We start from the raw sequence: 14085 nt of genomic DNA, 5'->3' as shown, positions 1-14085 counted from the left end.
CGCCGCCGGCGCCCGTCCGTCGGGGCGGGGGTGGAGCGGCCGGCGGGTTCAGGCGCCGGTGAAGCGGGGCTCGCGCTTCTCGACGAACGCGGCGGTGCCCTCGCGGTGGTCGGCCGAGACGCCCAGGGCGTTCTGCAGCCGGCCCTCGGTGGCCAGGGCCTCGTCCAGGGTCGCGGTGGCGGCGACGTGCAGGGACTCCTTGATCGCGGCGTAGGCGGCGGTCGGGCCCTTGGCCAGGCGGGCGGCGAGTTCCCACGTGGCGGTGGGCAGGGCGTCGTCGGGGAACACGCCGTTGACCAGGCCCATCTCCAACGCGCTCTCGGCCGACACCGGCTCGGCGAGCAGGGCGAGGGCGGTGGCGCGGGCCGAGCCGATGAGGCGGGGCAGGGTCCAGGAGGCGCCGGTGTCGAGCGTGAGGCCGACGCCCGCGAACGCCAGTAGGAACTTCGCCGACTCGGCCGCCAGCCGGAAGTCGCACGCGAACGTCAGCGAGGCGCCGGCGCCGGCCGCCATGCCGTTGACGGACGCGATGACGGGCTTGGGCATCGTCACCAGGGCCGAGCAGATCGGGTTGTAGTGCGCCTCGACTGTCGACAGCGGCGCGGGGTCGCCCGCCTCCAGCAGCGCCAGGTGCTCACGCAGGTCCTGGCCGACGCAGAACATCCGCCCGTTGGCGGTGAGGATCACCGAGCGCACCGCCGAGTCGTGCCGGATCTCGGCCAGGGCGTCGAGCAACGCCTCCTTGAGCGCGAGGTCGAGTGCGTTCATCGCCTGGGGGCGGTTGAGCGTGACGGTGGCGACGCCGTCGGTGCGGTCGACGGTGACGACGGGGGCGGCGGTGGACGTCATGGGCGTCAACCTACGCACGCGCTCGACCCGCCGGAGGGCGTCCGCGCCGCCCGAGTTGGGGCCGCGACGTGCGATCAGGGACAATGGACGTCCAGACCCGGCCCGTCCACGCGTGTCGGACGGTGCACTACGAGGAGGCAGCAGATGGCGGCCATGAAGCCGCGGACCGGCGACGGCCCGCTGGAAGTCACCAAGGAAGGGCGCGGCATCGTCATGCGCGTCCCACTCGAAGGGGGCGGACGGCTGGTCGTGGAGATGAACGCCGAGGAGGCCGCCGCGCTCGGCGACGCGCTCAAGAACGTGGTGAGCTGACCGCCGCCGTGCCCGTCGAACGCATCCGTCAGACCCCTTCCCGAGACCTCCGGGAAGGGGTCTGATGGTGTCCGCACCTGTCCTGCCGTCCGTCGAGGGCGGCGCCCCGCTGCTTGAGGTCCACGCCGTCTCCGCCGCGGCCGCGTCCCGCGACGCCGTCGTGATCGGCGTCCCCGACACCGGTGACTCGCCGGTCTTCGAGGACGGTCTGCTCGCCCCGGCCGACCTCGGCGCCGCCCGCGCCTTCCTCGGCACGCTCGGGGCCAAGGCCTCCGACCTCGGCGCGGTCCGCGACCTCGTCCGGCCGGGCGCCACGCCCGGGCGGCTGTTCTTCCTCGGCACCGGCACCACCGGTGAGCGCTCCGACGCCGACCTCACCACCCTGCGGCGGGCCGGGGCCGCGCTCGCCAAGGCCGCCCGTGACGTCCCCACCCTCACGTTGTGGGCGGGGCACGGCGGGCCGGAGTTGACGGCGCTGGTCGAGGGTCTGGTCCTCGGCGCGTACCGCTTCCCGGCCGGCTCCCACGCGACGCCGCCCGCGCTGACCCGCGTGGAGGTGGTGGGTGAGGGTGCCGACGAATCCGTCGCCGCCGCGCTCGTCGCCGCGCGCGCCGCCTGCTGGGCCCGCGACCTCACCAACACCCGCGCCTCCAGCAAGAGCCCGCAGTGGGTCGCGGACCGCGCCACCGAGTTGCTGACCCCGCTCGGGGTCGAGGTGGTCGTCCGTGACGACTCCTGGCTGCTCGAGCAGGGCTTCGGCGGCGTCCTCGCCGTCGGCGGCGGCTCCTCGCGGCGCCCGCGTCTCGTCGAGGCCCACTACCGGCCCGACGGTGTGACGACCGAGCCCGTCCTCGTCGTCGGCAAGGGCATCGTCTACGACACCGGCGGCTACAACCTCAAGCCCGGCACGTCGATGGCCACGATGTACACCGACATGGCCGGTGGCGCCGCGGCGCTCGCCGCGCTCGCGACGGTGGCGGCGCGCGGCCTGCCGGTCAACGTCACCGTGCTGGTGCCGCTGGCCGACAACGTGGTGTCGGCCGAGGCCTACCGGCCGGGCGACGTCGTGGTCCACCACGGCGGGCGCACCAGCGAGATCACCAACACCGACGCCGAGGGCCGGCTGGTCCTGGGCGACGCGCTGGCCTACGGCGTGGCGACGGTGTCGCCGCGGGCGGTCGTCGACATCGCGACCCTCACCGGGGCGATGAACGCGGCTCTCGGCGGCAAGATCGCGGGGGTGATCGGCGACGACCAGTCCGTGGTCGACGCGCTCGTGGCCGCGGGCGCCGCCACCGGTGAGCGGCTCTGGCAGCTGCCGTTGGGTCGCGAGGAGTACGCCTCGGAGATCGAGTCGCCCGTGGCCGACGCCGTGAACTCGGCGGGTGGCCCGCCCGGTGCGATCACCGCGGCGCTGTTCCTGCAGCCGTTCGCGGGTGGTCTGCCGTGGGCGCACCTCGACATCGCCGGGACGGCACGCGCGAAGTCCGACGACGGCGTGGCCGTCAAGGGCGCGACCGGCTTCGGTGCCCGCCTGCTCGCGGCCTGGCTCGCGACCCTCGCCTGAGGCTGGAGCGGCTCAGACCAGCAGCGTGCGGTAGAGCTCGACCGTCTGCCGGGCGATGGCGGCCCAGCCGAAGTCGTCGACCGCCCGGCGGCGGCCGGCCTCGCCGTAGGCGTTGGCGAGGGCGGCGTCGCGGCACAGCTCGTTGACGGCGGCGGCGAGGTCGGCCCGGAAGGTGTCGGGGTCGGCCTCGTCGTAGTGCACGAGCGTGCCGGTGGCGCCGTCGACGACCACCTCCGGGATGCCGCCGACGTCGCTCGCGACCACCGCGGTGCCGCAGGCCATGGCCTCGAGGTTGACGATGCCGAGCGGTTCGTAGACCGACGGGCAGGCGAACACCGTCGCCCCGGTCAACAGGGCGACCACCTGCTCGCGCGGCAGGTGCTCGCGGATCCAGATGACGCCGGTGCGGGTCGCGGCCAGCGAGGCGACGGCGGCCTCGGTCTCGGCGGCGATCTCCGGCGTGTCCGGGGCGCCGGCGCAGAAGACCAGCTGGATCTCGGGGTCGAAGGCCGCCGCGGCCGCGAGCAGGTGGCCGACCCCCTTCTGGCGGGTGATCCGCCCGACGAACACGACCGTCGGCCGGGAGGGGTCGACCCCGTACCGCTCGCCCACCGACGGGTCGTCGACCGGGCGGTACAGGGACGTGTCGATGCCGTTGTAGATCACGTGGACGCGCTCGGGCTCGACGAAAGGGTAGGCCGCGAGGATCTCGTCCTTCATGCGCGCGCTGACGGCCACGATCGCCCCGGCGTGCAGGTAGCCCTCCCGCTCGGCCCACGACGACACCCGGTAGCCGCCGCCGAGCTGCTCGGCCTTCCACGGCCGCGAGGGCTCGAGCGAGTGGGCCGAGAGCACGTGCGGTGCACCGTGCAACAGTGAGCCGATCACCCCGGCGAAGTTGGCGTACCAGGTGTGCGAGTGCAGGACGTCGGCGTCGCCGAGGGCCGCCGCCATCTCCAGGTCGACGCCGAGGGTCTGCAGCGCCGCGTTGGCGCCCGCCAGCCCGCTCGGGACGTCGTAGGACGTGACCCTCGCCTCGTCGCGCGGGGCGCCGAAGGCGTGCACGTCGACCTCGACGCCGGGCAGCTTGCGCATCTCCCGGACCAGGAACTCGACGTGGACGCCCGCACCGCCGTACACCTCGGGCGGGTACTCCTTGCTCAGGATCGCGACCCTCACGCAGGCGAACCCTAGGCCACGTCCGCGTGACCGCCACCACAAGCCTTGATCGCCCTGGCTAGGGTGAGGTCATGGCCTTGCAGCCGCGCATCCTCGGCATCGTCCTCGCGGGTGGTGAAGGCAAGCGGCTGTGGCCGCTCACCGCCGACCGCGCCAAGCCCGCCGTGCCCTTCGGCGGCAGTTACCGGCTCGTCGACTTCGTGCTCTCGAACTTCGTGAACGCGGGCTACCTGCGCATCTGCGTGCTCACCCAGTACAAGTCGCACTCCCTCGACCGCCACATCACCCAGACCTGGCGGATGAGCAGTGTGCTCGGCAACTACATCACCCCCGTGCCGGCGCAGCAGCGCCTCGGGCCGCGGTGGTACACGGGTTCGGCCGACGCGATCCTGCAGTCGATGAACCTGATCTACGACGAGAACCCCGACATCGTCGTGGTCTTCGGCGCCGACCACGTCTACCGCATGGACCCGCGCCAGATGGTCCAGCAGCACATCGACTCGGGCGCCGACGTCACGGTGGCGGGCATCCGGGTGCCGCGGCGCGAGGCGAACGCGTTCGGTGTCATCGACGCCGACTCCGACCGCCGGGTCAAGGCCTTCCTCGAGAAGCCCGCCCAGCCTCCGGGTCTGCCGGACAACCCCGACGAGACCTTCGCGTCGATGGGCAACTACGTCTTCACCACCAAGGCGCTCATCGACATCCTGCGCACCGACGCCGAGGACGAGAACTCGATCCACGACATGGGCGGCAGCATCATGCCGGCGATGGTCGACCGGGGGAACGCCTTCGTCTACGACTTCGCCGACAACGACGTGCCGGGCAGCGAGGCGCGCGACCGCGGGTACTGGCGCGACGTCGGGACCCTCGACGCCTACTACGACTCCCACATGGACCTCGTGGCGGTCCACCCGATCTTCAACCTCTACAACAGCCACTGGCCGATCTTCACCAACCACCCGCAGCTGCCGCCGGCCAAGTTCGTCGAGGGCGGGCTGGCGCAGGAGTCCATCGTCGGCGCCGGGTCGATCGTCTCGGGTTCGACCGTGCGCCACAGCGTGCTCGCGCCGAACGTCCGCATCCAGAACGGGGCGTACGTCGAGGGCTCGGTGCTCATGGACAACGTGTCGGTCGGCGCCGGGGCCGTCGTGCGGCGCGCGATCCTCGACAAGAACGTCGTGGTCCCGCCCGGCGCGCACATCGGGGTCGACCTCGAGAACGACCGGCTGCGCTACCACGTCACCGACAGCGGCGTCGTGGTCCTCGGCAAGAGCGAGATCGCCCACCTCTGACCGCGTGAAGTTCACGTGGGTCGACGCTCGGCGGCCCCAGGGTCCGCGTCACGGTTCGGTTCCGGGTCGGACAGGGCGCCGGGCGCACCACCGGGCGGGGGGTGCGCTCCGTTAACCTCCGTGCACCGATCGCACCGAGGGGGATCTCCACGTGTTCGTCCGTTCCGTACGCATCACCCGCGTCGCCGGCCTGCTGGCCGCCGGCCTGGTCGCCGCCGCCGGCCTCACCGCCTGCGCGGACAACTCCGACGACGAAGGGAGCGGCGCCGCACCGAGCAGCACCGTCAGCGTCGGGGCGGTCCAGAAGGACGACGCCCTGGCCGCCAAGGTGCCCGAGGCCATCGCCAAGCGGGGGACCTTCACGGTCGGGACCGACAACACCTACCCGCCCAACGAGTACGTCGACGGCTCGGGCAAGACGATCGGCTTCGACATCGACCTGTTCGACGCCGTCGCGGCCAAGCTCGGTCTGAAGACCGAGTACCAGAAGTCGACCTTCGACAACATCATCCCGAGCGTCGAGGGTGGCAAGTACGACGTCGGCGTCTCCTCGTTCACCGACAACGCCGAGCGCGAGCAGGTCGTCGACTTCGTGACGTACTTCAGCGCCGGCACCCAGTGGGCCGCGCCCGCGGGCAAGACCGTCAGCCCCGACGACGCCTGTGGCCTCACCGTGGCGGTGCAGACCGGCACGGTCCAGGACACCGACGACCTCCCCGCGCGTTCCAAGGCCTGCACCACCGCCGGCAAGAAGGCCATCACGGTCAAGAAGTTCGACGACCAGGGGCTGGTCAGCAACGCCGTGGCCCTCGGCCAGGCCGACGCCATGCTCGCCGACTCGCCGATCACCCAGTACCAGGTCAAGCAGAGCGACGGGAAGCTCCAGCTCGCCGGTGACGTCTACGACGCCGCGCCCTACGGCTACGCGATCGGCAAGAACCAGGGCACGCTCAAGGATGCCGTCCAGGGCGCGGTCAACGCGCTGATCAAGGACGGCACTTACACGAAGATCCTCGACAAGTGGGGTCTCGCCGACGGCGCGATCACCGAGGCGCAGATCAACGCGGCCTCGCAGAGCTGAGGTGGAGCCCCGCCAGCCCGCCCCGATCAAGGCCGTCCCCCTCCGACGGCCCTGGCGGTGGATCAGCGCCGTCGTCGTGCTGGTCGTCCTCGTGCTGTTCGGGTACGGGGCGGCCACCAACGACGCGTACGACTGGTCGACGTACGGCAAGTACCTGTTCGACCAGCGGGTCTCGGCCGCGGCACTGGTGACGATCGAGCTCACGGTCATCGCCATGGTCGGCGCGGTCGTGCTGGGCGTGCTGTTCGCCGTCATGCGGCTGTCGGCCAACCCGGTGCTGCGGGCGGTGGCGTGGCTCTACCTGTGGTTCTTCCGCGGGACCCCTATCTACGTGCAGTTGGTGTTCTGGGGTCTGGTCACCGTCATCTACAAGCAGTGGAAGCTCGGCATCCCCTTCGGGCCCACCTTCGTGACCCTGGACCTGCTGGACTTCGGGCGCGGCGAGTCCGCGATGGTCGCGGCGTTCACGTTCGCCTGCATCGGTCTCGCCCTGAACGAGGCGGCGTACATGGCGGAGATCGTCCGGGCCGGGATCAACTCGGTCGACGAGGGCCAGACCGAGGCGGCCGAGGCGTTGGGCATGACCCGCGTCCAGACGCTGCGGCGCATCGTGCTGCCCCAGGCGATGCGGGTGATCATCCCGCCCACCGGCAACGAGGTCATCAGCATGTTGAAGACCACCTCGCTGGTGGTGGCGGTGCCGCTGTCGACCGAGCTGTACTCGCGCACCCGTGACATCGCGGTGCCGCTCGCCCGGCCGGTGGCGCTGCTGCTGGTGGCGGCGACCTGGTACCTCGCCATCACCTCGGTGCTCATGGTCGGTCAGTACTTCCTCGAGCGGCGGTTCTCACGAGGGTCGTCGCGCACGGCGGGCGGAGCGGTGGCGGCGCAGGCCGTCGCGGTGCCGGCCCAGCAGGGAGCGGGTGGCGGATGAGCCCCGAGATGCGCAAGAACCCCGATCCCGACGGCGGTTTCTCCGACATCGCGCCCGTCAAGGCCGCGCGGGACCGCCGGGCCATCGTCTCGGCGCAGTCGGTGTGCAAGAACTTCGGGTCGCTGCAGGTTCTCAAGGGCATCACCCTCGACGTCCACCTCGGCGAGGTGCTGTGCCTGGTCGGGCCGTCCGGCTCGGGCAAGTCGACGTTCCTGCGGTGCATCAACCACCTCGAGACCGTCAACGCCGGACGGCTGTACGTCGACGGCGAGCTGATCGGCTACCACGAGCGCGGCGACAAGCTGCACGAGATGCACCCGCGGGACATCGCCAAGCAGCGTCGCTCCATCGGCATGGTCTTCCAGCGCTTCAACCTGTTCCCGCACATGACGGCGCTCGAGAACGTCATGGAGGCGCCGCTGCAGGTGCAGAAGCGCAAGAGGAAGGACGTCGCGGCGCAGGCCCGGGAGCTGCTCGACCGTGTCGGGTTGGCCGACAAGGCCGGCAACTACCCGATGCAGTTGTCCGGCGGGCAGCAGCAGCGGGTGGCCATCGCCCGTGCGCTGGCGATGCAGCCGCGACTGATGCTCTTCGACGAGCCGACCTCGGCGCTCGACCCCGAACTGGTCGGCGAGGTCCTCGACGTCATGCGGCAGCTGGCCAAGGACGGCATGACGATGATCGTCGTCACCCACGAGATGGGCTTCGCCCGCGAGGTCGGCGACCAGCTGGTGTTCATGGACGGCGGTGTGGTCGTCGAACAGGGCGACCCACGCGCGGTCCTCGCCAACCCGCAGCACGAACGCACCAAGGCGTTCCTCTCGGCGGTGCTGTAGACAGCAGGCATGGACGGTGCGCTGCGTCGGTCGCCCTGGGGTCAGGTCGGCTGGGACCGCGACCCCGCCGTGCGGGCGTGGGCGGGGCGGGCGCCGCTCGCCGGCGACGTCACCGCCGACGCCTGTGTCGTCGGGCTCGGCGCGTCCGGGCTCGCGGCGATCGAGGAACTCACCCGGCGGGGCCTCTCGACGGTCGGCGTGGACGCCGGCCGCGTCGGCGCCGCCGCGGCCGGTCGCAACGGCGGTTTCCTGCTCGCCGGGACGGCCCCGGGTCTGGTCGAGGCGGCCGAGACGTGGGGGCGCGACGCCGCCGTCGAGCTGTACCGGGCGACGGCCGACGAACTCGACCGGCAGGAGGACCTGCTCGGCCCGTCGGTGATCCGCCGGGTGGGCTCGTACCGGCTGGCGGGCCTGCCGGGCGCCGATCTGGACGACGCCGAGGCCGCCGACCGCGCGGCCGAGCTCGAGGACTGCGAGCGCCAGGCGGCGATGCTGGCCGAGATCGGCGCGCCGCCCGAGACCTACGACGGCCCGCTCGGGCGGGGTCTGCGCTTCCCCCGTGACGCCGCCTGCAACCCGGCCCGTCGCGTGGTCGAGCTCGCGGCGCGGTCGGCCGGAACGTTGCACGAGCACACGGTCGTCACGGGCGTCGGGCCGGGCGTGGTGGAGTGCCGGACCGGCACGGTGCGGGCACCGGTCGTCGTGGTCGCGACCGACGGCCGGCTCACCGCGCTGGTGCCCGGCGTGCCGGTGCGGACGGCGCGCCTGCAGATGCTCGCCACCGCGCCGCTGACCGACCGTCACCGGTTGCCGTGCCCGGTCTACGCGCGGTGGGGCTACGACTACGCCCAGCAACTGCCGAACGGGACGGTGTTCGTCGGCGGCGCCCGCGACCGTCACGAGGCGGCGGAGTGGACCGACGACCCCACGCCGACGTCGGACGTCCAGCGCGACATCGAGCAGGTCGCCGCGCGGATGGCGGGGGGACCGGTCACGGTGACCGACCGCTGGGCCGCGTCCGTCGGCTTCACCGCCGACGGCCGTCCCGTGACCGGTGTCGCGGCTCGCTCGGACGACGGTGTCGTCGCCGCGTGCGGCGGTTACAGCGGCACCGGCAACCTCGTGGGCATGGTCGCCGCGCGGGCCGCGGTCGCCGCCGCCGTCGACGGCACGCCCGTCCCGGCCTGGGCCCTCCCGCCCGCGTGACCGCACCCGGGCCGCGCGATCTCGCCGATCTCACGCAGGTCGCCGGGCGGGCGCAGCCGGACTGGCTGGTCTCGCTCGTGCAGCCGCAGCTCTCCGGCGGCCGGCTGGAGGCGGCGCAGCTGGAGACCCTCGGTGCCGGAGGGGAGGCGTCGACCCTGCGGGTGAGCGGTCTGGACCAGGCCACCTTCGAGACGTTGGTCGCGGACCACGGTCACCGCTTCACCGCCCTGCACTTCTGGAAGTGCCCGCGCCTCGCCGATCTCAGCCCGCTGGAGGATCTACCGCAGTTGGAGTACGTCGCGTTCTTCTGGAACCAGCGCGCGACCCGGCTCTGGGACTTCACCCGCACACCGCGGCTCCGGGGGCTGTCGTTCGAGGACTTCACCCGGGTCCGCGCGCTCGACGACCTGCGCGCGGCGACGACGCTGCAGGAGCTGGTCTGCGGCGATGTCACCGACCGGACGTCGGTGGTCGAGACGCTGGATCCGCTGGCGGGCCTGACCCGGCTGCGGCGCCTCGAGGTGCGGCCCCGCTCGGTCGCCGACGGCCGGATCGAACCGCTCGGCCACCTCACCGAGCTCGAGGTGGTCGACCTCCCCACGAACCTGTTCACCCGCCAGCAGTACGCGTGGCTGCGGGCCCGGCTGCCCGGCGCCGCCGCCGGTTCCCGCGTGCTGCACCCCCTGTTGGAGCTGGGGCGGCCGCTGAACGGCAAGGACGTCCTGCTGATCGGGCGGCGCCAACCGTTCCTGAACCGCGCGACCGACGCCGCCCGGATCCAGAAGCACGTGGACCGGTTCGAGGCCGAGGTCGCGGCCTTCCGCGCCGACCCGTCGCGCCTGCCGGACTGAGGGGCGGTCAGGGCGTCAGGGAAGATGAGGGCGTGACCGAACTCCTGGTGCCGGACGTCGTCGCGGCCCTGCGGCGGGCGGGGGTCGCCACCGACACCGTGACCCGGCGGCGGGCCGAGTACAGCTCCGACGCCGGCAACTACCGGGTGGTGCCCCAGGCCGTGGCGTTCCCCCGCCACGTCGACGAGGTCCTCGCCGCGGTCGAGGTGTGCCGGGCGACCGGGACCCCGCTGACGATGCGCGGCGGGGGGACCTCGATCGCCGGCAACGCGATCGGGCCGGGGCTCGTGCTCGACCTGTCCCGTCACCTCAACCGGGTGGTCTCGCTCGACCCCGAGACGGCGACGGCCGTCGTCGAACCCGGCGCCGTGCTCGACACCATCAGCGCGGCGGGACGCCCGCACGGGCTGAAGTTCGGTCCGGATCCCTCCACCCACGCGCGGGCCACGATCGCCGGGTCGATCGGCAACAACGCCTGCGGCGCTCACGCGATGTCGGCCGGGCGCACCGGTGACCAGGTGGTCGAGCTCGACCTCGTGACGATCGGCGGCGACCGGTTCACCGCGCGCCGTGGTGCGGCCGGGCCGTTCACCGCGCCGCTGCAGGAGCTCGTCGGTTCCGACCTCGCCACCGTCCGCACCGAGTTCGGCCGGTTCCGTCGGCAGGTCTCGGGTTACGCGCTGGAGCAGCTGCTGCCGGAGAACGGCTTCGACGCCGGCCGCTTCTTCTCCGGTACCGAGGGCACGCTCGCAGTGTTGCTGGGTGCAACGGTTCGCCTGGTGCCGGTCCCCGCGGCCACGGCGCTGCTCGTCCTGGGCTACGAGGACATGCCGGCCGCGGCCGACGACGTCCCCGTGCTGTTGCCGTTCGCGCCGCTGGCGGTCGAGGGGATGGACGCCCGGTTGGTCGACGTCGTCCGCCGGCGGCGCGGTGACTCGGCCGTCCCGGACCTGCCGCGCGGTGCGGGCTGGACGTTCGTCGAGGTCGGCGGCGACACCCCGGAGGCCGCCACGGCCGCCGCGGAGGAGATCGCCGCCGCGGCGCACGCGCTGGACCACGTGATCGCCCGCGGCACCACCGCCGCCGCGCTCTGGCGCATCCGGGAGGACGGCGCCGGACTCGGCAGCCGGACCCCGGGCGGCGACCTCGCCTGGCCCGGGTGGGAGGACGCCGCCGTGCCCCCGGAACACCTCGGCGCGTACCTGCGCGGGTTCGAGGCGTTGATGACGGCCCACGGACTCGACGCCCTCGTCTACGGCCACTTCGGGGACGGCTGCGTCCACGCCCGTCTGGACTTCCCGTTCGCGACCCGGCCCGGCGTGTTCCGTGAGTTCCTCGACGCCGCGGGTGACCTGGTCGCCTCGTTCGGTGGGTCGATGTCGGGTGAGCACGGCGACGGCCGGGCCCGCAGCGAACTGCTGCCCAAGATGTACTCACCGACCGCGATCGCGATGTTCGGCGCCGTGAAGAACCTCCTCGACCCGGACGACCTGTTGAACCCCGGCGTGCTGGTCGACCCGGCGCCGTTCGACGCCGACCTGCGCGTGCCGCGGACCACACCGTTGCTCAGCCGCGGGTTCTCGCTCGCACACGACGGCGGTGACCTCTCGCTCGCGGTCCACCGGTGCGTCGGGGTCGGCAAGTGCCGCGCCGACACCACCGCCACCGGCGGCGTCATGTGCCCGTCGTTCCTCGCCACCCGCGACGAGAAGGACTCGACCCGCGGCCGGGCGCGCGTGCTGCAGGAGGCCGCCAACGGCACGTTGGTGCACGGTCTGGCCGACCCCGCTGTGGCCGAGTCGCTCGATCTCTGCCTGTCCTGCAAGGGGTGTTCGGTCGACTGCCCCACCGGAGTCGACATGGCCACCTACAAGTCCGAGGCGCTGTTCCAGAAGTACAAGGGCAAGCTCCGCCCGCCGAGCCACTACTCCCTGGGGTGGCTGCCGCGGGCGGCGAAGCTCGCCTCGCGTGTCCCCGCCCTGGCGAACGCTGCACTCGGCAACGGTCTGCTCGCTCGCCTCGTCAAGGCCGCCGGTGGCATCGACCAACGTCGGCCGCTCCCGCGCTTCGCCGACCGCACCTTCCGGGCGTGGTTCGCCGCCCGCCCGCAACCCGCCACCGGCGACCCGGTCGTGCTGTTCGTCGACACCTTCACCGACCACTTCTCGCCCGAGGTCGGGCAGGCCGCGGTCGCCGTGTTGGAGGACGCCGGGTTCGCGGTGCGCGTCACCGACGAGCCCGTGTGCTGCGGGTTGACCTGGATCTCCACCGGTCAGCTCGACGGTGCCCGCCGGCAGCTGCGCCGCACCGTCCACGCGCTCGACGCCGCGGGCAGGGACGTGCCGGTCGTCGGCCTCGAGCCGTCGTGCACCGCGGTGCTCCGCTCGGACGCCGCCGAGCTGCTCACCGGGGCCGACGCCGAGCGGGCCGAGGCGCTCGCCGCCCGCACCAACACCCTGGCCGAGCTGCTCGCCACCCGCACCGACTGGCAGGCGCCGGATCTCACCGGGGTCACCGGCGTGGCCCAGCCGCACTGCCACCAGCACGCCGTGCTCGGGTGGGACGCCGACCGGCGCCTGCTCGCCGACGCCGGCGCCGAGGTCACCGCGGTCGGCGGGTGCTGCGGGCTCGCCGGGAACTTCGGGGTCGAGAAGGGCCATTACGAGGTGTCGGTCGCGGTGGCCGAGACCGCGCTGCTGCCGGCCGTCCGGGCGGCGGGGCCGGATGCCACGGTGCTCGCCGACGGCTTCTCCTGCCGCACCCAGCTCGACCAGCTCGCGGACCGCCGCAGCCGTCACCTCGCCGAGCTCCTCGCCGAACGGTTGCCCGCACGAGGAGAATCCCCCTCGTGACCGGCTTCGTCCCCCCGCCCTACCCCTACGAGCGGCTCGGTGAGATCACGGCGATCGCCGCGGCCCACGAGGGCGGCGCGGTCGACCTGTCGATCGGCACCCCGTGCGACCCGCCGCCCGCGGACGTCATGGCGGCGCTGTCGAGCGTCGGCGCGGCGCAGGGTTACCCGCCGTCGATCGGCACGGCGGCGTTCCGGACGGCCGTCACGGGCTGGTACCAGCAGCGGTTCGGGATCACCCTGGACGCCGCCACCGACGTCGCCGCGTGCGTGGGCAGCAAGGAGTTCGTGGCGTCGGCACCGCAGTACCTCCAGCTGCGCACCCCCGGCCGCGACACCGTGCTGTACCCCGCCATCAGCTACCCCACGTACGAGATGGGCGCGATCCTCGCGGGCGTGCGGGCCGTCCCGTACCTGACGCTCGACGACATCAGCGACGACGACGCCGCCCGCGCGCTCATGATCTGGACCAACTCGCCGGCCAACCCGACCGGGGAGCTGGTCGACCTCGCCGCGGTGGCGGCGTGGGGCCGAGCCCACGACGTGCCGGTGTTCTCCGACGAGTGCTACGTCGAGTTCACCTACGCCGCGGCGCCGCAGTCGATCGTGCAGTCCGGGCTCGAGGGTGTCGTCGCGCTGCACTCGCTGTCCAAGCGCGACAACTTCGCCGGTGCCCGCATCGGGTTCTACGTCGGCGACCCGGAGTTGGTGCACTACCTGCGCGAGGTCCGCAAGCACGCCGGGCTCATGCCGCCCGGACCCGTGCAGGAGGCCGCCGTCGTCGCCCTCGCCGACTTCGCCCACGTGGACGAGCAGCGCGAGCGCTACCGACGCCGGATGCAACGGTTGATCGAGGTCCTCGCCGCCCTCGACATCGAGGCCGAGCTGCCCGGCGGCGCGTTCTACCTCTGGGTGGCCGTCCCCGGCGGCGACGAGTGGAAGGCCGCCCGGCTGCTCGCCGAACGCGCAGGCATCGTGAGCTCGCCGGGTGAGTTCTACGGCCCGGCCGGCCGAGGCCACCTCCGCCTGGCCGCCGTCCAACCGGACGAGCGCATCGAGCTCGCCGCCCGCCGCGTCGGGCTGGAGCAACGACCGAATTCTGTGTAGTTCTGCGGCCCCACGCCGCA

General features: G+C 72.9%; 12 protein-coding genes. 10 read left to right on the top strand and 2 right to left on the bottom strand.

The features are described from left to right. Positions 1-48: 48 nt before the first annotated feature. Complete coding sequence (locus tag ACXR2U_RS05795) at positions 49-849, bottom strand: enoyl-CoA hydratase-related protein (protein ID WP_458823987.1); 801 nt, start codon at positions 847-849, stop codon at positions 49-51. A 144-nt stretch (positions 850-993) separates the two neighbouring features. Here ACXR2U_RS05795 and ACXR2U_RS05790 point away from each other — a divergent pair, with 144 nt between their 5' ends. Beyond that, positions 994-1161 carry a DUF3117 domain-containing protein gene (locus ACXR2U_RS05790; protein ID WP_458823986.1) on the top strand — a complete coding sequence of 56 codons (168 nt, stop codon included), beginning with the start codon at positions 994-996 and terminating at the stop codon, positions 1159-1161. 67 nt (positions 1162-1228) lie between these two features. Beyond that, positions 1229-2728, top strand: coding sequence for a leucyl aminopeptidase family protein (locus tag ACXR2U_RS05785; RefSeq protein ID WP_458823985.1), 1500 nt, complete (start codon positions 1229-1231; stop codon positions 2726-2728). Positions 2729-2740: 12 nt separating this feature from the next. Here the strand turns inward: ACXR2U_RS05785 and glgA are convergent, their stop codons facing one another. Further along, positions 2741-3907, bottom strand: a complete 1167-nt coding sequence (glgA, locus tag ACXR2U_RS05780; RefSeq protein WP_458823984.1) for a glycogen synthase — start codon at positions 3905-3907, stop codon at positions 2741-2743. A gap of 71 nt (positions 3908-3978) precedes the next feature. Between glgA and glgC the strand changes: the two genes are divergently transcribed. From glgC to ACXR2U_RS05740, 8 genes are all read left to right on the top strand, one after another. Beyond that, positions 3979-5199 carry a glucose-1-phosphate adenylyltransferase gene (gene glgC, locus ACXR2U_RS05775; protein ID WP_458823983.1) on the top strand — a complete coding sequence of 407 codons (1221 nt, stop codon included), beginning with the start codon at positions 3979-3981 and terminating at the stop codon, positions 5197-5199. A 151-nt stretch (positions 5200-5350) separates the two neighbouring features. Beyond that, on the top strand, positions 5351-6280 hold the full coding sequence (locus tag ACXR2U_RS05770; RefSeq protein WP_458823982.1) for an ABC transporter substrate-binding protein: 930 nt from the start codon (positions 5351-5353) through the stop codon (positions 6278-6280). Position 6281: 1 nt separating this feature from the next. Then, positions 6282-7214, top strand: coding sequence for an amino acid ABC transporter permease (locus ACXR2U_RS05765; protein WP_458823981.1), 933 nt, complete (start codon positions 6282-6284; stop codon positions 7212-7214). A gap of 83 nt (positions 7215-7297) precedes the next feature. Beyond that, positions 7298-8050 carry an amino acid ABC transporter ATP-binding protein gene (locus ACXR2U_RS05760; RefSeq protein WP_458824056.1) on the top strand — a complete coding sequence of 251 codons (753 nt, stop codon included), beginning with the start codon at positions 7298-7300 and terminating at the stop codon, positions 8048-8050. A gap of 9 nt (positions 8051-8059) precedes the next feature. Then, entirely contained in the window at positions 8060-9256 is a 1197-nt protein-coding gene (locus tag ACXR2U_RS05755; RefSeq protein WP_458823980.1) for an NAD(P)/FAD-dependent oxidoreductase, read from the top strand. Further along, complete coding sequence (locus ACXR2U_RS05750) at positions 9253-10107, top strand: hypothetical protein (protein ID WP_458823979.1); 855 nt, start codon at positions 9253-9255, stop codon at positions 10105-10107. Before ACXR2U_RS05755 ends, ACXR2U_RS05750 begins: the two co-directional genes overlap by 4 nt. Before the next feature lie 32 nt (positions 10108-10139). Further along, the gene (locus tag ACXR2U_RS05745) at positions 10140-12959 is read left to right on the top strand and encodes an FAD-binding and (Fe-S)-binding domain-containing protein (RefSeq protein ID WP_458823978.1); all 2820 of its coding nucleotides are present in this window, start codon (positions 10140-10142) and stop codon (positions 12957-12959) included. Beyond that, positions 12956-14065, top strand: a complete 1110-nt coding sequence (locus ACXR2U_RS05740; RefSeq protein ID WP_458823977.1) for an aminotransferase class I/II-fold pyridoxal phosphate-dependent enzyme — start codon at positions 12956-12958, stop codon at positions 14063-14065. Before ACXR2U_RS05745 ends, ACXR2U_RS05740 begins: the two co-directional genes overlap by 4 nt. The last annotated feature ends 20 nt before the right edge of the window (positions 14066-14085 follow it).

The organism is Jatrophihabitans sp. YIM 134969 (assembly GCF_054456675.1).
This window is presented reverse-complemented; position numbering and strand designations above follow the sequence as displayed.